We start from the raw sequence: 19,036 nt of genomic DNA on the forward strand, positions 1-19,036 counted from the left end.
CTACGACTCCACGAAGCCCGCGCCGACGTCCCGCAGCCGGGCGTGCAGCTCGGCGAAGACCGCCGCCGCCCGGTCCCCGGGCCAGTCCGCCGGGAGCAGCTCGCGGGGCAGCCCCGGGTCGGCGTACGGGAGCCGCCGCCAGGTGTCCAGCGCGAGCAGGTAGCCCCGGTAGGCCTCCTCGGGGGTGGGGGCCGGGCCCGACTGGAGGGCCCGCAGGACCGGCTCGTGCAGGTCCAGGAACTCCTCGTGCTGCTTGGCGAGGGCGGCCAGGTCCCACCACCGGGCCACCGCCTCGGAGGTCGCGGCGAAACCCAGGTGCGCGCCGCGGAAGAGTTCCACGTACGTCGTCAGGTGCAGCCGCTCCAGCGTGCGCCCGGTTTCCCCGTGCAGGTGCGCGGGCGCGATCCACACGCCCGGCGCGACCGAGCCGAAGCCCAGCCGGGCCAGCCGGGAGCGCAGCAGGTGGCGTTTGTGCCGCTCCTGCTCCGGTACGGAGAACACCGCGACCAGCCACTCCTCCGACAGGCGCGGGGACCCGTAGATCCGCCGGTCGCCGTCCTCCAGCAGCAGGCGGGCCTCCGGGGACAGCTCGTACCCGGCCGCCCCGTCGGCGGTGCGTGCGGGCAGCAGGAAGCCGCGCCGCTTCAGCCGGGACACCGACGAGCGGACGGACGGCGCGTCCACGCCGGCCGCGCCCAGCAGGCGGATCAGCGCGGACACCGGGACGGCGCCCTCGAAGGCCCGCCCGTAGGCACCGTAGAACGTGACGATCAGGGATCGCGGAGTGTGCTGCTCGACCACGGGTTCACTCTAGATCGCGCAGCCGGAACCGCTGAAGTTTCCCGGTCGCGGTCCTGGGGAGGGCGGGCAGGAAGACGAACGAGCGCGGGCACTTGTGCGGGGCCAGTTCCTCGCGCATGAACGCCCGCAGCGCGTCCTCGGAGAGGACGGCGCCGTCCCGGGGGACGGTGTACGCCACGACGATCTGCCCGCGCCGTTCGTCCGGCCGGCCGACCACCGCCGCCTCCGCCACGTCGGGGTGGCGCAGCAGGGCCTCCTCGACCTCCGGACCGGCGATGTTGTAGCCCGAGGAGATGATCATGTCGTCGGCGCGGGCGACGTAACGGAAGTACCCCTCCGGGTCGCGTACGTAGGTGTCTCCGGTCAGGTTCCAGCCGTCCCGTACGTAGTCCCGCTGCCGGGGGTCGGCCAGGTACCGGCAGCCCACCGGCCCGCGGACGGCCAGCAGCCCCGGCACGCCGTCCGGCACCGGCCGGCCGGACGTGTCCACCACCCGGGCCTGCCAGCCGGGCACCACCCGGCCGGTCGCACCGGGCCGGGCGTCCTCGTCCGCGGCGGAGATGAAGATGTGCAGCAGCTCCGTGGCGCCGATCCCGTTGATGATCCGCAGCCCGGTCCGCTCGTGCCAGGCCCGCCAGGTGGCGGCGGGCAGGTTCTCGCCCGCCGAGACGCAGCGGCGCAACGCGGAGAGGTCGTAGGCGCCCGTGTCGTAGGGGCCCAGGGTGTCGAGCATCGACCGGTAGGCGGTGGGCGCGGTGAACAGGACGGTCACCCGGTGCTCGGCCAGCGCGGGCAGCAGCGCGCGCGGGGCCGCCCGCTCCAGCAGCAGTGCGCAGGCCCCGGCGCGCAGCGGGAAGACCACGAGTCCGCCGAGGCCGAAGGTGAACCCGAGCGGCGGACTGCCCGCGAACACGTCGTCGGGGCGGGGGCGCAGCACGTGGCGGGAGAAGGTGTCCGCCACGGCGAGCAGGTCCCGGTGGAAGTGCATGCAGCCCTTGGGGCGCCCGGTGGTGCCGGAGGTGAAGGCGATCAGGGCCACGTCGTCCGCGGAGGTCTCGACGGGCTCGAAGGGCTCCGTATGTCCTTGGACGAGCCGCAGCAGGTCGTCGGGGGCCTCCCCGCCGTACGGGGTGACGCGCAGCCCGGGCACCTCCGCCTTCACCAGGTCGTCCAGCGCGTCCACGTGGCACAGCGCGTGTCCCACCCGGGCCATCGCGCACACCGTGGCCAGTTCCTGGGACCGCTGTCCGGCCAGCACGGTCACGGCCACCGCGCCCGCCCGCATCACCGCCAGCCAGCAGGCGGCGAGCCACGGCCCGGTGGGTCCGCGCAGCAGCACCCGGTTGCCGGGCACCACACCGAGGTCGGCCGTGAGGACGTGGGCGATCCGGTCGACGCGCTCGCGCAGTTCCCCGTACGACCACACCGCGCCGGCGCCGTCGCGGAAGGCCGGGCGGTCGGGTCCGAACCGGTCGATGGTGGCGTCGAGCAGTTCGGCGCCGCAGTTCAACCGGTCCGGGTAGGCCAGCTCGGGCAACTCGAAGAGCAGGTGCGGCCAGGCGTCCGCGGCCGGCAGATGGTCACGGGCAAAGGTGTCGACGTGAGCGGAAGGCATGAGCTCCAAGGCGGGTTCGCCCCCTTGCGACGGTCCGGCCCCGGTGTGGGGGGCCGGCCCCTGCTGTATGGAACCGAATGTGTGGAACCGAACGGGGTGGAGCTGTCCGTGCGTGGGCAACACGAGCGTATCGTGATGGTGACGGCAGTCAACAGGACGCGATAGATGCGGGGACATTCGGATGACCGGATTCGCGCTCGAAGCGGAAGACGAGCAATGGTGCGGGCGGTTGCGCGCGCTGTCGACCGAGCGGCTGAGACCGCTGGCCGAGAAGGGGGAGGCGGGCAGGGTGAACCGCCCCCTGCTCGCGGCACTGGGTGAAGAGGGCCTGCTGGAGCGGGTGTTCACCTCCGGCGCCCTGCACCTGTGCCTGTTGCGGGAATCCCTCGCCTACGGCTGTACGGAGGCGGAGACGGCGCTCGCCCTCCAGGGCCTGGGCGCCCACCCGGTGCTGAGCGCCGGCAGCCCGGCCCAGCGGGAGCGCTGGCTGCCCGGTGTGCGGGCGGGCCGGCTCGTGGCGGCGTTCGCGCTGAGCGAGCCGGCGGCCGGCTCGGACGCGGCCGCGCTGACCCTGGCCGCCGAGCGGGACGGCGAGGGATGGCGGCTGCGCGGGGAGAAGCGCTGGATCTCCAACGCCCCGGAGGCGGATTTCTACACCGTCTTCGCCCGAACGGGTGAGGGCTCGGGCTCCAGGGGGATCACGGCCTTCCTGGTGCCCGCCGACCGGCCCGGCTTGACGGGCGAGGCCCTGGAGATGCTGTCCCCGCACCCGATCGGCGCCCTGGCCTTCGACGGGGTGCCGGTCGGGCCGCAGGACGTGCTGGGGGAGCCGGGGCGCGGCTTCCGGGTCGCGATGGACACCCTCAACCGGTTCCGGCCGAGTGTCGGCGCCTTCGCCGTCGGCATGGCGCGGGCGGCGCTCGACGCGACCCTGGCGCACACGGCCGGCCGGGCCGCCTTCGGCGGGGTCCTCGCCGACCTCCAGGCGGTCGCGCACCGGGTGGCGGAGATGGCGACCCGCGTGGAGGCGGCCCGCCTGCTGGTCTACGCGGCCGCCTCCGCCTACGACAGCGGCTCGCCGGAGGTCCCGCGGCGGGCGGCCATGGCGAAGCTGCTGGCCACCGAGACCGCCCAGTACGTCGTGGACCACGCGGTCCAACTGCACGGGGCCGTCGCCCTCCAGCGGGGGCACCTGCTGGAGCACCTGTACCGGGAGGTGCGGGCGCCGCGGATCTACGAGGGGGCCAGCGAGGTGCAGCGCACGATCATCGCGAAGGAGCTCTACCGGGAGGTGGCGGGATGAGCCTGGAACGCCACAACCCGCAGGAGCTCTCCCCGGCGACCGGCTTCTCGCACGCCGTGGCCATGACGGGCGGCCGGCTCGTCTTCCTGGCGGGCCAGACCGCGCTGGACGGTTCCGGCAAGGTCGTGGGCGAGAGCCTGCCGGAACAGTTCGAGCGGGCGCTGTCCAACCTGCTGGCCGCCCTGGCGGCGGCCGGCGGTACCCCCGGGGGGTTGGCCCGGGTCACCGTCTACGCGGTGGACGTGGCCTCGTACCGGGAGCACGCCGGTGAACTGGGCCGCATCTGGCGCCGGTTGGCGGGGCGGGACTATCCGGCGATGGCCGTCGTCGGCGTGGTCCGACTCTGGGACGAGGAGGCGCTGGTCGAGCTCGACGGCATCGCCGTCCTGCCGTGATTTTGACAGCGACCCAAACCCGGGGGAATGTGGATAAGACCGTTTTGGCATGCTTCGCCACCAACACTCGGAGGTGCATGGACATGCGCCGTGGGTTCGTTGCGGCAGCCGTGACAGGGGCGGCCGGGCTCACGCTCGGTCTGATGCCCGTCAGTGGCGCCTTCGCGACAACAAGTCTCGCGACAACAAGTCTCGCGACAAAAAGCCTTCCGCAGACCGACTGGTGTTCCGACTCGCGGTACGGAGAGTGGTCCGCCTGCTGCGACCCCGCACGCGGCAACTACCGGCCGGGCTGGTGCTGGGACGACAGCGGTCGCAACGAAGGCAACTGGCGCGACGCCAGTTACGACCCGAACTGGAACAACTGGAGCAACTGGAACGACGGGTGGCGCGACAACGGGTGGCGCGACGGCGGCTGGAACAACGGCGGCTGGAACGACGACTGGCACGACGGCGGCCACGGGTACGACGGCAACTGGCACGACAGCGGCTACCGGAACAACTGGAACCACTAGCCGCCGCCCGTCCCCGCCCCGGTGACCGGGGCGCCCGTTCACCCCGCCAGGAGGCGGCCCATCCACTCCTCGACGTCCGCCACGGACCTCGGCAGGGCGCCCGACATCAGTCGGGCGCCCTGCGCGGTGACCACCAGGTCGTCCTCGATGCGGACGCCGATGCCGCGAAGCTCCGCCGGCAGGGTCTCGTCGTCGGGCTGGAAGTACAGACCCGGCTCCACGGTGAGCACCTGCCCCTCCTCCAATGTGCCGTCCGGATAGGTGTCGGCCCGCGCCTTCGCGCAGTCGTGGACGTCCAGTCCCAGCATGTGCCCGCTGCCGCAGAGGGTGTAGCGCCGGTGCAGGTCGCCCGCCGCGTTCTTCAGGACGCCCCACTCGGCGAGCCCCTCCGCGATCACCCGCATCGCGGCCCGGTGGAAGTCGCGGAAGCCCGCGCCCGGGCGCAACGCCGCGATCCCCGCGTCCTGTGCGGCCAGGACCAGTTCGTACACCTGGCGCTGCACCGGCGAGAACCGGCCCGACAGGGGGAGGGTGCGGGTGATGTCCGCCGTGTAGAGGGTGTCCGTCTCGACGCCCGCGTCCAGCAGCAGCAGTTCGTCGCGGTTCAGGCGGCCGTCGTTGCGGATCCAGTGCAGGACGCAGGCGTGGGCGCCGGACGCGGCGATCGTCTCGTAGCCGGTGCCGTTCCCCTCCGCCCGGGCGCGCAGGCCGAAGACCCCCTCGATCCAGCGCTCCCCGCGCGGATGGGCCAACGCGCGCGGCAGTGCGCGTACGACGTCCTCGAACCCGGCCGTGGTGTGGTCCACCGCCCGTTGCAGCTGCTCGACTTCCCAGGCGTCCTTGACCAGACGCAACTCCGAAAGCGCGGAGGCGAGTTCGGGATCGCGGGAGGCGTCGCGGGCCGGCGGTGAGCCGAGCGTGTCCAGGTGGGCGCAGCGCAGTCCGGTCAGCCGTTCGGTCTCCGCCAGGTCGGGGCGGCGCCCCACCCAGAACTCCCCGTACCGGCGGTCCCGGTAGAACTCCTCGTTGCCGTCGGCGCGCGGCGACCGGGGTCGCAGGTACAGCACGGCCTCGTGCCCGTGCGCACCGGAGGGTTCCAGCACCAGCACGTGACCCACCTGGTCCTCGCCGGTCAGGCCGGTCAGCCAGGCGTACGCGCTGTGGGGCCGGAAGCGGTGGTCGCAGTCGTTGGAGCGGACCTTCAACTCGCCCGCAGGGACGATGAGTCGCTCGCCCGGGAAGCGAGCCGAGAGTCGGGCGCGGCGGGCCGGGGTGACGGCGGATGCCGGCGCGAGGCCCCGGTCGGGGAGCGGGGTGGCCGTCCAGTCGGCGGCCATGAAGCGGGACAACTCCGGCGAGACGGGCAGATCGTGGCTGCCGACGCGGAGGCCGGAGGGGGTGTCGGTCACGGGGGCTCCCTGCAGAAGAAGCGAACTGGTGGTCGCACAGGTCTTGTCAGTGCAATTTCACATTACTATGTTACAGCTCACACCGCGGCACGTTAATCCCCGTCAAACGCCGTGTGACGCAGGGCAGTTCACCGCAGGCAGTTCGCGCACCACTTCCCCCACCTCCCCTCCCCACCAGGAGTTCTCGGTGTCCCAGCACAGAGCTGTGCGTACGTCTCTCCTCTCCGCCGCCGTCGCGGTCACGCTCCTCGCCTCCGCCGGGCAGGCCGTGACCCGGGCGGCCGAGAACGGCGCGACGGTTCCCGCGACCTTCGCGGCCGGCGCCCCCGCCGCGGGCGCCCCCGGCGCCGCCGCGCCGAACCCCTTCGACGAGGTCGACCGCCTTGCCGACGCCCGGGAGCCCGTACCGGCCCCCGCCACCGCCCCCGGCGGCCTCGCGGTCGACACGGGCGCGATCCCCGGCGCCGCGCGCCCCGCCACGAAGCCCCTCGACGCGGCCTCCGCCTCGGCCGGCGAGCGGTCGGAGAGGAGTCGCAAGGCGGCCACCGCCCAGGCCGCGCCCACCACCCGGAACCAGGCCGTCGCCGTCCCCTGCACCCTCGACGGGATCACCGGCCTTTCGCCGGAACGTTTCGCCGACTTCCTCGGCGACCCGGCCGTCCTCGCCGACGGCTGTCTGCGCGGCCTGATCTGGACCTGGGACGCCCGCCTCGCGCCGGTCATGTCCGACGCCCACGTCCAGGCCGTGTCCCGCCGGATATCCGCCGCGGCCGCCGCCCACGACGGCCGCAACTCCTCACACCTGGAGGAGATGTTCACCTACCTGCACGCCGTCGCCTACCACGACTACTCCCGCGACGAGATCGACGTCACCGACGCCCCGACCGTCGACGCCATGCGCCGCGCCGTCGCGGACTTCGGCGCCGCCGCCCGCACCTTCGACGCCACCCCGACCAACGCCCGCACCCTGCGCGAGGCCCTCTACGCCGCGAGCGCCCCCGGCCTGCGACAGCACCAACTCGGCCTGATCAAGAAGGTGCTCGCCACCATGGATCCGGCGCACCCCGCGACCAGCCAGGACGCCTCCTGGGGCGGCGCGGCCCTCGCGGCGCTCTCCGTCAACTACCTCGGCGTCTACCCGGGCAACCAGGACGCCGCCTTCCAGGCCGCGGTCTCCGCCGACCCGGCCTACCGCGCCGCCTTCAAGGCCTTCGGCGGCTACGTCCACCTCAAGGGCGGCGGCAACGCGTGGGTGGCCCGCGACGCGCTCGGCGAGTACGGCCGCTTCGGCCAGATCGACGCCCTCAAGAGCCAGGTCGTCGCCGACCTCGGCGCCCTGCTGGAACCGGTCCGGTCCGGCTTCGGCAACGGCAGCGAGCAGTGGGCCAAGATCGTCTCCTGGCTCAACTTCTACGAGGCGTGCAAGCCGTACGGGGTGTGCAAGGAGGACATCGAGAAGCAGCTCTTCCCCTACACGTACTCCTACGACAACGGCGCCATCAAGGTCCGCACCGCCCTCGACCGGGCCACGGTCGACCAGCTCTACTACGCGAGCAAGCAGGTCAAGTCCCAGTACCACCGGGTGCTCGGCACCGAACAGCCGCTCGCCGGCGACCCCAACACCACGCTGAACATCGTGCTGTACGCCTCCCGCGCCGACTACGAGAACTACCACCCCATCCTCACCGGCTACGGCACCAACAACGGCGGCATCTACATCGAGAACGGCGCCACCTTCTACACCTACCAGCGTCGCGTCCCCCAGGACTCCTCCCTCACGCTGGAGGAGCTGTTCCGCCACGAGTACACGCACTACCTCAACGGCCGCTACGCCGTCCCCGGCTTCTTCGGCGAGGGCCCCTGGTACGAGGGCGACCGCACGACCGCCATGGACGAGGGCACGGCCGAGTTCTTCGACGGAGCCACCCGGGACAACGGCATCGCCGTGCGCAAGTCCCTGGTCAAGAGCGTCATCGCCGACACGGCGGGCGGCGGCCCCCGGATGACGGTGGAGCAGCTGCTCAACGCCACCTACGACGGCGACGGCTTCCGCTTCTACAGCTACGCCGGCACCTTCTTCGAGTTCCTGTGGACCGAGAAGCCCATGCTGCTGCGCGAGATGTACACCCACCTGCGGGGCGACGACGTCGCCGCGTACGACGCCTGGCGCCACCGGACCGGCGCGGACACCTACCTCCAGCGCGACTACAACCGCTTCCTGGACGCGCAGATCGCCAAGGTGGACCAGCTGTACGTGCCGAACACCACCTTCACCGCCAACGACCGGCTGCGCGACTCCGCGCTCGCCTCGGTGAAGTCGACCTTCGCGACGGCCACGTACAACACCCCGGACTGCGTGGAGAACGGCGAGCCCGGCAAGCGCCGGTTCACGTGCACCGGCCGGATCACCGCGAACCTGAAGAACTGGCGCAACGACGACCAGAACTTCAAGGACATGTCCGAGACGGTGGACTACTTCCTCCTCGACCGGGCGGGCGCGGCCTCCAACAACCTGGCCGACATGAACTGCTCCTTCGGCCCGGTGGAGATCTGGACCAACAAGGTCGCGGGGACCTCCCCCTACAGCTGTGAGGGACCGCTGCGCGACTGACCGACGCCGGTGGTCGGTCCCGTCGTGAACGGGGGGCGGGACCGGCCCCGGAGTGCCTAGGCACCCTATGAAGAATGTGACATATTACTGCCGTGCCCCAGAGACACTCCCTGGACGTCGTCGTCATCGGCGCCGGCGTCGTCGGCGCCGCGTGCGCGTACCACGCCGGCCGCGCCGGACTCTCCGTGGCCGTCGTGGACCGCGGCCCCGTGGCCGGGGGCACCACCGGCGCCGGCGAGGGCAACCTGCTCGTCTCCGACAAGGAGGCCGGGCCCGAACTCGACCTGGCCCTGCTGTCGGCGAGGCTGTGGCGCGAACTCGCCGAGGTCCTCCCGGACGCCGTGGAGTACGAGGCCAAGGGCGGACTGGTCGTCGCACCGGACGACACCACCCTGAAGGCCCTGCGCGCCTTCGCCCGGGGCCAACGCGGCGCGGGCGTCGACGCCGTCGAGGTGGGACCGGGGGAACTGCGCGAGCTGGAACCCCACCTGGCCCCGGGGCAGGCGGGCGGCTTCCACTACCCGCAGGACGCCCAGGTCCACCCCGCGCAGGCCGCGGCGCGACTGCTCGCCGCCTCCGGCGCCCGGATCCACCTCGGCGAGGAGGTCACCGGGCTGCTCACGGAGGGCGGCCGGGTGTGCGGGGTGCGCACCGACCGCCGGGAGCTGCGGGCGCCGGCCGTCGTCAACGCCGCCGGCACCTGGGGCGGGAGGATCGCCGCACTGGCCGGGACCACCCTGCCGGTGCTGCCGCGCCGGGGCTTCGTCCTGGTGACCGAGCCGCTGCCGAGGGTGGTCCGGCACAAGGTGTACGCCGCCGACTACATCGCGGACGTGGCCAGCGGCTCCGCGGCCCTCCAGTCCTCGGCGGTCGTCGAGGGCACCCCCTCGGGGCCGGTGCTCATCGGGGCGACCCGGGAGCGGGTCGGCTTCGAACGGGGCCTGTCCACGCGGGCGCTGGGCCGGCTCGCCGCGCAGGCGGCGGCGCTGTTCCCGGTACTGGCCGACGTACGGGTGCTGCGGACCTACCACGGCTTCCGGCCCTACCTGCCCGACCACCTCCCGGCGATCGGCCCCGACCCCCGGGCCCCAGGGCTGCTGCACGCCTGCGGCCACGAGGGCGCCGGCATCGGCCTTGCGCCGGCCACCGGGCTGCTGATCGCCGCGGCCCTGACCGGGAGCGAACCCCCGCTGGACCCGCGCCCGTTCCGCCCGGACCGGTTCGGCCGCCCCGCCACCGGCGAACCGAAGGAGACCAGGCGATGACCGGCACCACCGATCCCGACCGCCCGCCGCGCGGCCCCCTGCGCCGGCTGTTCCGCGGCCCCGTCCGCTCGCCCCGCGACCTGGTCGGCGGCGCGCCCCGGGCCACGTACGTCCTGCGCTTCGACGGCCGCGAACTGCCCGCGAGCGCGGGCCAGAGCATCGCCGCCGCCCTCTGGGGCGCGGGCGTCCTCGCCTGGCGCACCACCCGGGGGAACGGCGCACCGCGCGGGGTGTTCTGCGGGATCGGGAGCTGCCACGACTGCCTCGTCACCGTCAACGGGCGCCCGAACCGGCGCGCCTGCCTGACCCCGGCCCGCCCCGGGGACACCGTCACCACCCAGGAAGGGACCGGCCGTGCCGAACTCGGCGTCTGACGGCGCGCCCTGCGACCTCGCCGTCGTCGGAGCGGGCCCCGCAGGGCTCGCCGCCGCCGTCACGGCCGCCGACCTCGGGCTGCGCGTCACCCTGCTGGACGCGGGGGAGCGGCCGGGCGGCCAGTACTACCGGCGCCCCGCACCCGACCTCGGCGCGACCCGCCCCGAGGTCCTGCACCATGACTGGGCCGCCTTCGCCACCCGCGAGGCCGCCCTGCGCGCCCACGCGTCGGCGGGCCGGATCACCCACCTCCCGCTCCACCACGTGTGGACCGTCGTCCCCGCCGGAACCGAGCTGCTGCTGCACGCCGTCGCCGGTCCCGAGGAGGAGGCCGTCGCCGTCCGGGCCCGCGCCGTGCTCCTCGCCACCGGCGCCTTCGAGCGTCAACTGCCCTTCCCCGGCTGGACACTGCCCGGGGTGATCGGGGCCGGCGGTGCGCAGGCCATGCTCAAGGGCGGGCTCGTGCTGCCGGGCCGGCGGATCGTCGTCGCCGGGAGCGGGCCGCTGCTGCTCGCCGTGGCCGGGTCCCTCGCGGCGGCCGGCGCCACCGTCGCGGCGGTGGTGGAGGCCGCCGCCTACACCGCGTACGCCGGACGGCTCCCCGCACTGCTGCGCAACCCCGGCAAGCTCGGCGAGGCCGCCACGTACGGCGGGGCCATGCTGCGGCACGGGATCCGGCTGCTCACCCGGCACGCCGTCACCGAGGCGCACGGCGCCGACCGGGTCGAGGCGGTGACCGTGGCCCGACTCGACCGGCAGTGGCGACCGGTGCCCGGCACCGGCCGCCGCGTCCCCTGCGATGCCCTTGCCGTGGGCCACGGGCTGGTGCCGCAACTGGAACTGGCGACCGGCCTGGGCTGCGCCACCCGGCTCGGGGCGGACGGCGCCGTCGCCCTGGAGGTGGACGCGCGGCAGCGGACCTCGGTGCCCGGCGTCTGGTCGGCGGGGGAGACCGGGGGCATCGGCGGCGCTCGACTGGCCCTGGTGGAAGGGGAGATCGCGGCCCACACGATCGCCGGCCGGCCCGTCCCCGCCGCGCTCGGCCGACAGCGTGCGCGGCTGCGGGCGTTCGCCGAGGCGATGGGCGCGGCCCACCGTCCGGGTGCGGGGTGGACCGGATGGCTGCGGGAGGACACCGAGGTGTGCCGCTGCGAGGAGGTGCCCGTCGGCCCGATCCGCGAGGCGGTGCGCGATCTGGGCGCGGGGGACGCCCGTACCGTCAAACTGCTCACCCGGGCGGGGATGGGCTGGTGCCAGGGCCGGATGTGCGGCCCGGCCGTCGCCGCCCTCGCGGGGCGGGACCCGGACCCGGACCGCAGGCCGCTGTCCTGCCCGGTCCCGCTGCGCCGGCTCGCCGAACTGTCCGACGACCAGGCCGTCTCTTCCGGATCCTGCCGGACCCGCGCCGGGCAAGATCCGAAAGGGACGACCTGAGGCTGATCGACCCCGATCCGGGATCCCGGGACCCTTGTGGGCCTCCTGCGCCCACTAGTAAAATGTCACACACCACACTAGGGAGCTCTCATGACCCACGCGCACACCCCCGCGCCCGCCCGCACCCGCCCCTGGCACGGAATCATGGTCGCCACCGCGCTGCCCCTGCGCGACGATCTGACCGTCGACCACGACGCCTACGCCGAACACGTGGCCTGGCTGATCGCCAACGGCTGTGACGGCGTCGTCCCCAACGGCTCCCTCGGGGAGTACCAGACCCTCACCGACGAGGAGCGCGCCCGGGTCGTCCGTACGGCCGTCGAGGCGGCCGGCGACGGCGAGCGGGTCATGCCCGGCGTCGCCGCCTACGGCAGCGCCGAGGCCCGCCGCTGGGCCGACCAGGCCGCCGAGGCGGGCGCGGGCTCCGTCCTGCTGCTGCCCCCCAACGCCTTCCGCGCCGACGAGCGGGCCGTACGGGAGCACTACGCCCAGGTCGCCCGCGCGGGCCTGCCCGTCGTGGCCTACAACAACCCCGTCGACACCAAGGTGGACCTGACCCCGACCCTGCTGGCCCGGCTGTACGCCGACGGCAGCATCGTCGCCGTCAAGGAGTTCTCCGGCGACGTCCGCCGCGCCTACGAGATCGCGGAACTCGCCCCCGGACTCGACCTGCTCGTCGGAGCCGACGACGTGCTCCTCGAACTCGCCCTCGCCGGAGCCGTCGGCTGGATCGCCGGCTACCCCAACGCCCTGCCCCGCTCCTGCGCCACCCTCTACCGGGCCGCCGTCACGGGCGACCTCGACACCGCACTTCCCCTCTACAAGTCCCTTCACAGCCTGCTGCGTTGGGACTCGAAGATCGAGTTCGTCCAGGCCATCAAACTCTCCATGGACCTGGCCGGCCGCCCCGGTGGCGCCACCCGCCCGCCCCGCTTGCCGCTGACCGGCGAGACCGAGGCGGCGGTCCGGGCCGCCACCGAGAAGGCCCTCGCCGAAGGCCTCAACTAGCCCCGTCGGGAGTCCACATGCGTACGCGACACATCTACCACGCGGTCGATTCGCACACCGAGGGCATGCCGACCCGCGTGATCACCGGCGGTGTCGGGGTGATCCCCGGAGCCACGATGGCGCAGAAACGGCTGCACTTCATCGAGCACCTCGACCACGTCCGCACGCTGCTCATGTACGAGCCGCGCGGACACTCCGCGATGAGCGGCGCGATCCTCCAGCCCCCCACCCGACCCGACGCCGACTTCGGCGTGCTCTACATCGAGGTGTCGGGCCTGCTCCCCATGTGCGGACACGGCACCATCGGGGTGGCCACGGTGCTCGTCGAGACCGGCATGGTGCCGGCCGTCGAACCGGTCACCACCGTCCGCCTCGACACCCCGGCCGGGCTGGTGAGCGTGGACGTCCGGGTCGAGGACGGCGCCGCCCTGTCCGCCACCTTCACCAACGTCCCCGCCTTCGCCGTCGGCCTCGACCTGAAGGTCGAGGTCCCCGGTTACGGCACCGTCACCCACGACCTCGCCTACGGGGGCAACTTCTACGCCTTCGTCGAACTCGACGCCCTCGGGCTCCCCTTCGACCGCGCCCGCGGCGACGAACTGCTCGCCGCCGGGCTCGCCGTCATGGACGCCGTCAACGCCTCGGACGACCGGCCCGTCCACCCCGAGGACCCTTCCATCGCCGGCGTCAAACACGTCTACCTCGCCGCCCCCGGATCCGACGCCCGCCGCTCCCGCCACGCCATGGCCATCCACCCCGGCTGGTTCGACCGTTCGCCCTGCGGCACGGGCACCAGCGCGCGCATGGCCCAACTGCACGCCCGCGGCCTGCTGGAACAGGGCGCGGACTTCGTCAACGAGTCCTTCATCGGGACCGAGTTCACCGGTCGGCTGATCGGGGAGACCACCGTCGGCGGACTCCCGGCCGTCGTCCCCACCGTCACGGGCAGGGCGTGGATCACGGGCACCGCCCAGTACTTCCTCGACCCGTCCGACCCCTTCCCCGGAGGGTTCCTCCTGTGATCACCGCGCCCCGCCCGGTCCACGCCGTCGACTACCACACCGGCGGCGAACCCTTCCGCATCGTCGGCGACGGCCTCCCGCCGATCCCCGGGGACACCGTCGCCGAGCGCTGCGCCACCGCCATCGGGCCCGGCGGCTCCGGGACGGCACCGCGCCGGGGCGCGCTGGACGACGTACGGCGCCTGCTGGTGCGGGAACCGCGCGGGCACGCGGGCATGTACGGCGGGTTCGTGGTGCCCCCGGACGACGACGGCGCCCACTTCGGGGTGCTGTTCTGGCACAAGGACGGCTACTCCACGGCCTGCGGGCACGGCGCCATGGCCCTCGGCGCCTGGGCCGTGGACAGCGGCCGGGTCCCCGCCCCGGACACCGGTGACGCACAGGTCCGCATCGACGTGCCCTCCGGACGGGTCACCGTCACCGTGCACCGCGAGGCGGCCCGCACCACCGGGATCACCTTCCGCAACGTCCCGGCCCGGATCGGCGCCCGCAAGGTCCCGGTGGCCACCACCCTGGGCCCGGTCGAGGTGGACCTCGCGCACGCGGGCGCCTGCTACGCCACCGTCCGGGCACGCGACCTCGGGCTGGACGTCTCCCGCGCGGCGCTGCCCGAACTGGTCCGCACCGGACGGGAGATCAGGGCCGCCCTCGCCACCCACCCCGGCACCTGGCACCCCGACGGACCGCTGCTCTCCGGGGTGTACGGGGTGATCCTCCACGAGGAACTGCCGGACACCCCCCGCGGACCGCACCAGCGCAACGTCACCGTCTTCGCCGACGGGCAGGTCGACCGCTCGCCCTGCGGCTCCGGGACCTCGGCCCGGCTCGCGCTGCTGGCCCAGGACGGGCGGCTGCGCCCGGGGGAGGAACTGCTGCACGAATCCATCGTGGGAACGGAGTTCACCGGCCGGCTCGTGCCCGGGACCGCCCCCGACGCCCCGGTCACCGAGGTCACCGGCACCGCCCACCGCACCGGCGAACACACCTTCACCGTCGACCCGCACGACGACCTGGGTACCGGGTTCCTGCTGTGATCCCCCAGTGGTCCGCCGCGCGGATGGCCGCGCTCCTCACCCCGACCGGTGCGGCGGACGCCCTCGCCGACGCGCTGCGGGCCGGGCTCGACCCCGAGGCCTGCCCGCCCCGCACCGCCCTGCCCGTGCCCGGCGGGGAGCTGCTGCTGATGCCGGCCGCGTTCGGGGGGTACGCCGGCGTGAAGGTCGCCGGGGTGGCCCCCGGGAACCCGGCGCGCGAGCTGCCCCGGATCACCGGCTCGTACCTGCTCCTCGACGGGTCCACACTGCGCCCGCTCGCCCTCTTCGACGGGGCCGCCCTGACCGCCCTGCGCACCCCGGCGGTGTCGGCGCTCGCGCTGCGGCACCTGGCCCGGGGAGAGGGGCCACCGAACACGGTCCTCTTCGGGTCGGGTCCACAGGCGTACGGACACCTCGAAGCCGTCCTCGCCGAGCGGGGGACGGCGAAGGTCGTGGTGGTGGCCCGCGACCCGGCCGGCGCCGCGAAACTGGTCGCGCACGCCCGCTCCCTCGGGATCACGGCCCGGACGGGCACGGCGTCCGCGGTGGCGGAGGCCGACCTGATCGTCTGCTGCACCACGGCCCGCACACCCCTCTTCGACGGCCGGCTCGTCGCCCCGGGCGCCACCGTCGTCGCCGTCGGCTCCCACGAGCCGGACGCCCGGGAGACGGACAGCGCCCTGGTGCGGCGCGCGATCGTGTACGTGGAGTCGCGCGCGGCGGCCCTGCGCGAGGCGGGGGACCTGCTGATCCCGGAGGCGGAGGGCCTCCTGGGGCCCGGTCACGTCGCGGGCACCCTGGCCGACCTGGTCGCGGGACGCGTCCCGCCGCCGGGCCGGGCGGACGCCCCGCGACTCTTCAAGAGCGTGGGCATGGCCTGGGAGGATCTCGCCGTGGCGGTCGCCCTGTTCCGGGCCGCCGGGGCGAGCGGCGCAACGTGACATTGTACGCTGGCCTCTGCTCGCCGCTGGTGTAGTGGTCTCGGAGGAAAACGCAATGGGTGACCTGAAGCAGCACAGTCTCATCAAGGCCCAGGAACGACTTCGGGACCAGGTCGGCCATGCCCTGCGAGCAGCCCTGATAGCGGGTGAACTGCGCCCCGGGAGCGTGTACTCCGCCCCCGGTCTCGCCGCCGAGCTGGGCGTCTCGGCCACCCCGGTGCGCGAGGCCATGCTCGACCTGGCCCGCGAGGGCCTGGTGGAACCGGTCCGCAACAAGGGCTTCCGGATCACCGAGGTCAGTGAACGCGACCTCGACCAGTACACCGAACTGCGCACCATGATCGAGGTGCCGACCATCGGCCGGATCACCGAGATCGCCACCCCCGAGCAACTGGAGGCGCTGCGCCCGATCGCGCTGGAGATCGTCACCAGCGCCCGGGAGCACAACCTCATCGGCTACCTGGAGGCGGACCGTCGCTTCCACCTGGGCCTGCTGGCCCTCTCCGGCAACGACCGCCTCGTCGAGACGGTCGGCGACCTGCGCAAGCGCTCCCGGCTCTACGGCCTGACCGGCCTGGACGAGGCGGGGAAGCTGGTCTCCTCCGCCGAGGAACACGTCGAACTGCTCGACCTCATGATCAGCGGCGACGCCGAGGCCGCCCAGGCGTGCATGGTCCGCCACCTCGGCCACGTGCGCTCCCTCTGGGCACAGGGCCGCGACGAGCCGGTGGGACGCACACCGGGTCGGCTCGGCTCCGGCGTCTGAGGCGGCCCGTCCGGGGGGTCCGCCCTCGCGGGCCGGCCCCTCCCGAACCCGTGGGGGTCAGGGGCGCGAGCGGTCGCCGGTGACCCGGCTCCACAGGGAGCGGGTGGCGCCGAAGCCGCTCTCGTGCGCCCAGAGGTGGGCGCAGGCCGGGCACTGGAGGTGGAGCAGGCTCCCGTTGTTGGAGAGCAGGTAGCGCCAGTGGGCGGAACAGGTCCGTCCCTGCCCGCACGGCGCGCAGTCGCGGTCGTCCGCGCAGCTCGGGCAGGGCACCCAGGCGCGGCGTCCGGGATCCGCCTGCGGGTCAAGCGGCAGCACGGCCGCCCCCGCGCGGGGAGAGCACACCGGCGGCCACGAGCCGGTCGTGCACGCGCTGCTGCTCCTCGTCGAGGCCGGAGTACAGCAGGTCGTAGGCCGCCTCCTCGCCGCGGAGCACCTCGACGGGATCCCAGTCGTCGCCGAGGGCGTCCAGGACGTGCGCCCGCCGGAGCACCTCGTGCGAGGTGAGGTCGACGTCGAATCCGACGAGCGCCGGGTCGTCCGGGCCGTTGGTGGGGGTGGGGTCATGTGGGGGCATACGGTCGAACTTAGGTAACCCTTCCTTCTCGCGGCAAGAGGGGGTGGGGCATGTCACAACGGGTCGGCGGCCCCCGGAGGGTCCGTTGTCGACGCCCTTTGAGCACGGCTGGGTAACGGCGTGACCGAACCCTTGTCAGTGCAATTTCACATTACTATGTTACCGGTCACATCGTAGAGAGTGCCCCTCACTGGAGTGACCCATGACCAAGCGCACCCAACTCGCCCTCGCCACCGCTCTGGTGGCGGCACTCGCCGTCGGCGCCTCGGGTTGCTCCGACGCCGGCGGCAAGGGCTCCGCCGGCGGCCCCGCCGCCAACCCCGCCGCCGCCAACGAGGGCAAGACGCTCGGCGGCACCCCGACCAAGGGCGGCACCCTGACCGTCCTGTCCAACCAGGACTTCTCCCACCTCGACCCGGCCCGCAACTGGACGATGCCGACCATGGACTTCGGCACCCGCCTGCTCTACCGCACGCTCGTCACCTTCAAGGCCGAACCCGGCAAGGCCGGAAGCGAGTTGGTCCCCGACCTCGCGACCGACCTCGGCACCCCGTCCGACGGCGGCAGAACCTGGACCTTCACCCTCAAGGAGGGCGTCAAGTACGAGGACGGAACCCCCGTCCGGGCCCAGGACGTCAAGTACAACGTCGAGCGCTCCTTCGCCCCCGACCTCACCGGCGGACCCGACTACGCCGCCCGGTACCTGGCCGGCGGCGAGAAGTACAAGGGCCCGCTCCAAGGGCAACACCTCGACTCGATCAAGACGCCCGACGACCGCACGATCGTCTTCGAACTGGGGCGCCCGGTGGCCGACTTCTCCGCCACCGCCACCCTGCCGACCTTCGCGCCCGTACCCCGGTCCAAGGAGACGGGCACCGGCTACGACGCCCGCCCCTTCTCCTCCGGCCCCTACAAGATCGAGTCGTACGACCGGGACAAGAAGCTGGTCCTGGTCCGCAACGAGCACTGGGACGCCCGCACCGACACCGTCCGCAAGGCCTACCCCGACCGCTTCGTCGTCGTGATGGGCCTCAAGGGCGGCCAGATCGACGACCGCATCATCGCCGGGGAGGGGGCCGACGCCTCCGCCGTCCAGTACTCCGACATGCGGCCCGAGAGCGCGCCGAAGGTCCTGCCCAAGGCGGACGTCAAGGCCCGACTGCTCGCCGAGTCCCAGGGCTGTACGGAGATGCTCCACCTCAACAACTCCCGCGCCCCCTTCGACGACCCCCGGGTCCGCGAGGCCATGCAGTACGCGGTCGACAAGGAGGCCGTGGTCACGGCCGGCGGCGGCCCCGCCCTCAACGAGCGGGCCACCGCCTACCTGCCCCCGGCCCTCTCCGGCGGCCGACAGGCCGACACCCTCCAGATCCCGCCCGCCGGCGACCCGGCCAAGGCCAAGGAGCTCCTCAAGGCCGCGGGCAAGGAGAAGCTGAAGGTGTCCCTCGCCGTCTCCACCGGTGACAAGGGCAAGGCCGAGGCCATCCAACAGGGCCTCTCCCGGGCGGGCGTCGAGGTCGTCATCGACACGATCGACCCGGGCGCGTACTACGACGTCATCGGCGACCTCTCCACCACCCCCGACATGACCCTCGCGGGCTGGTGCCCCGACTACCCCTCCGGTTCCACCTGGATCCCCTTCGTCTTCGACGGACGCACCGTCAAGGAGAAGGGCAACCAGGGCAACTACAGCCAGTTCCGCGACGAGGCGACGATGAAGCGGATCGACGAGATCAACGCCATGGCCGACGCCGGGCAGGCCGAACGGGCCTGGATCGCACTCGACGCGGAGATCATGAAGAAGTCCCCGTCCGTTCCCGTCCTGTTGGAGCGCAAGCCCCTGCTCATCGGCACCAACATCGCGGGCGCCTTCGGCCACCCGGTGTGGACCGGCACCGTCGACTACGCCGCGATCGGCCTCAAGGACCCCTCCAAGAGCCGGGGTTGAGGCCCGACGGACACCCGGAA

The 19,036-nt window shown here is 73.4% G+C and carries 18 protein-coding genes; 13 read left to right on the forward strand and 5 right to left on the reverse strand.

Annotated elements, in window-relative coordinates; genetic code table 11:
• Positions 1-801: a PaaX family transcriptional regulator gene (locus tag ACQEVM_RS09700; protein ID WP_433076937.1), complete on the reverse strand. Its 801-nt coding sequence runs from the start codon at positions 799-801 to the stop codon at positions 1-3.
• A 4-nt stretch (positions 802-805) separates the two neighbouring features.
• Complete coding sequence (locus tag ACQEVM_RS09705; RefSeq protein WP_433076939.1) at positions 806-2,416, reverse strand: AMP-binding protein; 1,611 nt, start codon at positions 2,414-2,416, stop codon at positions 806-808.
• A 181-nt stretch (positions 2,417-2,597) separates the two neighbouring features.
• Here ACQEVM_RS09705 and ACQEVM_RS09710 point away from each other — a divergent pair, with 181 nt between their 5' ends.
• The 3 genes from ACQEVM_RS09710 to ACQEVM_RS09720 all read left to right on the forward strand — a co-directional run bounded on the left by ACQEVM_RS09710 (position 2,598) and on the right by ACQEVM_RS09720 (position 4,629).
• On the forward strand, positions 2,598-3,719 hold the full coding sequence (locus tag ACQEVM_RS09710) for an acyl-CoA dehydrogenase family protein (RefSeq protein WP_433076941.1): 1,122 nt from the start codon (positions 2,598-2,600) through the stop codon (positions 3,717-3,719).
• Positions 3,716-4,114 (forward strand): RidA family protein, encoded by a 399-nt coding sequence (locus ACQEVM_RS09715; protein ID WP_433076943.1) that lies wholly within the window; start codon positions 3,716-3,718, stop codon positions 4,112-4,114. The genes ACQEVM_RS09710 and ACQEVM_RS09715 overlap by 4 nt, the downstream gene beginning before the upstream one ends.
• Positions 4,115-4,257: 143 nt before the next feature.
• Positions 4,258-4,629 (forward strand): hypothetical protein, encoded by a 372-nt coding sequence (locus ACQEVM_RS09720; protein ID WP_433076945.1) that lies wholly within the window; start codon positions 4,258-4,260, stop codon positions 4,627-4,629.
• 38 nt (positions 4,630-4,667) lie between these two features.
• On the opposite strand, the gene ACQEVM_RS09725 is transcribed toward ACQEVM_RS09720, so the two are convergent.
• Positions 4,668-6,038, reverse strand: coding sequence for an aminopeptidase P family protein (locus ACQEVM_RS09725; RefSeq protein WP_433076947.1), 1,371 nt, complete (start codon positions 6,036-6,038; stop codon positions 4,668-4,670).
• Positions 6,039-6,225: 187 nt separating this feature from the next.
• Here ACQEVM_RS09725 and ACQEVM_RS09730 point away from each other — a divergent pair, with 187 nt between their 5' ends.
• The 9 genes from ACQEVM_RS09730 to ACQEVM_RS09770 all read left to right on the forward strand — a co-directional run bounded on the left by ACQEVM_RS09730 (position 6,226) and on the right by ACQEVM_RS09770 (position 16,494).
• The gene (locus ACQEVM_RS09730) at positions 6,226-8,649 is read left to right on the forward strand and encodes a collagenase (protein WP_433076949.1); all 2,424 of its coding nucleotides are present in this window, start codon (positions 6,226-6,228) and stop codon (positions 8,647-8,649) included.
• A 92-nt stretch (positions 8,650-8,741) separates the two neighbouring features.
• Positions 8,742-9,914 carry an NAD(P)/FAD-dependent oxidoreductase gene (locus ACQEVM_RS09735; RefSeq protein WP_433076951.1) on the forward strand — a complete coding sequence of 391 codons (1,173 nt, stop codon included), beginning with the start codon at positions 8,742-8,744 and terminating at the stop codon, positions 9,912-9,914.
• Positions 9,911-10,288, forward strand: a complete 378-nt coding sequence (locus ACQEVM_RS09740) for a (2Fe-2S)-binding protein (protein WP_433076953.1) — start codon at positions 9,911-9,913, stop codon at positions 10,286-10,288. The genes ACQEVM_RS09735 and ACQEVM_RS09740 overlap by 4 nt, the downstream gene beginning before the upstream one ends.
• Positions 10,269-11,723 (forward strand): NAD(P)/FAD-dependent oxidoreductase, encoded by a 1,455-nt coding sequence (locus ACQEVM_RS09745; protein WP_433076955.1) that lies wholly within the window; start codon positions 10,269-10,271, stop codon positions 11,721-11,723. Before ACQEVM_RS09740 ends, ACQEVM_RS09745 begins: the two co-directional genes overlap by 20 nt.
• Positions 11,724-11,813: 90 nt before the next feature.
• Positions 11,814-12,731 (forward strand): dihydrodipicolinate synthase family protein, encoded by a 918-nt coding sequence (locus ACQEVM_RS09750; RefSeq protein WP_433076957.1) that lies wholly within the window; start codon positions 11,814-11,816, stop codon positions 12,729-12,731.
• Between the two features lie 17 nt (positions 12,732-12,748).
• The gene (locus tag ACQEVM_RS09755) at positions 12,749-13,753 is read left to right on the forward strand and encodes a proline racemase family protein (RefSeq protein ID WP_433076960.1); all 1,005 of its coding nucleotides are present in this window, start codon (positions 12,749-12,751) and stop codon (positions 13,751-13,753) included.
• Positions 13,750-14,787 (forward strand): proline racemase family protein, encoded by a 1,038-nt coding sequence (locus ACQEVM_RS09760; RefSeq protein ID WP_433076962.1) that lies wholly within the window; start codon positions 13,750-13,752, stop codon positions 14,785-14,787. The genes ACQEVM_RS09755 and ACQEVM_RS09760 overlap by 4 nt, the downstream gene beginning before the upstream one ends.
• 23 nt (positions 14,788-14,810) lie before the next feature.
• Positions 14,811-15,728 (forward strand): ornithine cyclodeaminase family protein, encoded by a 918-nt coding sequence (locus ACQEVM_RS09765; RefSeq protein ID WP_433079905.1) that lies wholly within the window; start codon positions 14,811-14,813, stop codon positions 15,726-15,728.
• A 55-nt stretch (positions 15,729-15,783) separates the two neighbouring features.
• Complete coding sequence (locus tag ACQEVM_RS09770) at positions 15,784-16,494, forward strand: GntR family transcriptional regulator (RefSeq protein WP_433076964.1); 711 nt, start codon at positions 15,784-15,786, stop codon at positions 16,492-16,494.
• A gap of 57 nt (positions 16,495-16,551) precedes the next feature.
• Here the strand turns inward: ACQEVM_RS09770 and ACQEVM_RS09775 are convergent, their stop codons facing one another.
• Together ACQEVM_RS09775 and ACQEVM_RS09780 are read right to left on the reverse strand one after the other, a co-directional pair.
• Positions 16,552-16,809, reverse strand: a complete 258-nt coding sequence (locus tag ACQEVM_RS09775) for a hypothetical protein (protein ID WP_433076966.1) — start codon at positions 16,807-16,809, stop codon at positions 16,552-16,554.
• Positions 16,796-17,068, reverse strand: a complete 273-nt coding sequence (locus ACQEVM_RS09780; RefSeq protein ID WP_433076968.1) for a DUF6400 family protein — start codon at positions 17,066-17,068, stop codon at positions 16,796-16,798. The genes ACQEVM_RS09775 and ACQEVM_RS09780 overlap by 14 nt, the downstream gene beginning before the upstream one ends.
• 202 nt (positions 17,069-17,270) lie before the next feature.
• On the opposite strand from ACQEVM_RS09780, the gene ACQEVM_RS09785 reads away from it, so the two are divergent.
• Positions 17,271-19,016 (forward strand): ABC transporter substrate-binding protein, encoded by a 1,746-nt coding sequence (locus ACQEVM_RS09785; protein ID WP_433076971.1) that lies wholly within the window; start codon positions 17,271-17,273, stop codon positions 19,014-19,016.
• Positions 19,017-19,036: the final 20 nt, after the last annotated feature.

Source organism: Streptomyces sp. CA-243310, assembly GCF_050936775.1.
Classification (GTDB): Bacteria; Actinomycetota; Actinomycetes; order Streptomycetales; family Streptomycetaceae; genus Streptomyces.

Bases quoted from the DNA above. Each gene is read 5' to 3' on its own strand.
- ACQEVM_RS09705 (WP_433076939.1), bottom strand. From the start codon at position 2,416: ATGCCTTCCGCTCACGTCGACACCTTTGCCCGTGACCATCTGCCGGCC.
- ACQEVM_RS09710 (WP_433076941.1), top strand. From the start codon at position 2,598: ATGACCGGATTCGCGCTCGAAGCGGAAGACGAGCAATGGTGCGGGCGG.
- ACQEVM_RS09715 (WP_433076943.1), top strand. From the start codon at position 3,716: ATGAGCCTGGAACGCCACAACCCGCAGGAGCTCTCCCCGGCGACCGGC.
- ACQEVM_RS09720 (WP_433076945.1), top strand. From the start codon at position 4,258: ATGCCCGTCAGTGGCGCCTTCGCGACAACAAGTCTCGCGACAACAAGT.
- ACQEVM_RS09740 (WP_433076953.1), top strand. From the start codon at position 9,911: ATGACCGGCACCACCGATCCCGACCGCCCGCCGCGCGGCCCCCTGCGC.
- ACQEVM_RS09750 (WP_433076957.1), top strand. From the start codon at position 11,814: ATGACCCACGCGCACACCCCCGCGCCCGCCCGCACCCGCCCCTGGCAC.
- ACQEVM_RS09755 (WP_433076960.1), top strand. From the start codon at position 12,749: ATGCGTACGCGACACATCTACCACGCGGTCGATTCGCACACCGAGGGC.
- ACQEVM_RS09765 (WP_433079905.1), top strand. From the start codon at position 14,811: ATGGCCGCGCTCCTCACCCCGACCGGTGCGGCGGACGCCCTCGCCGAC.
- ACQEVM_RS09770 (WP_433076964.1), top strand. From the start codon at position 15,784: ATGGGTGACCTGAAGCAGCACAGTCTCATCAAGGCCCAGGAACGACTT.
- ACQEVM_RS09780 (WP_433076968.1), bottom strand. From the start codon at position 17,068: ATGCCCCCACATGACCCCACCCCCACCAACGGCCCGGACGACCCGGCG.
- ACQEVM_RS09785 (WP_433076971.1), top strand. From the start codon at position 17,271: ATGACCAAGCGCACCCAACTCGCCCTCGCCACCGCTCTGGTGGCGGCA.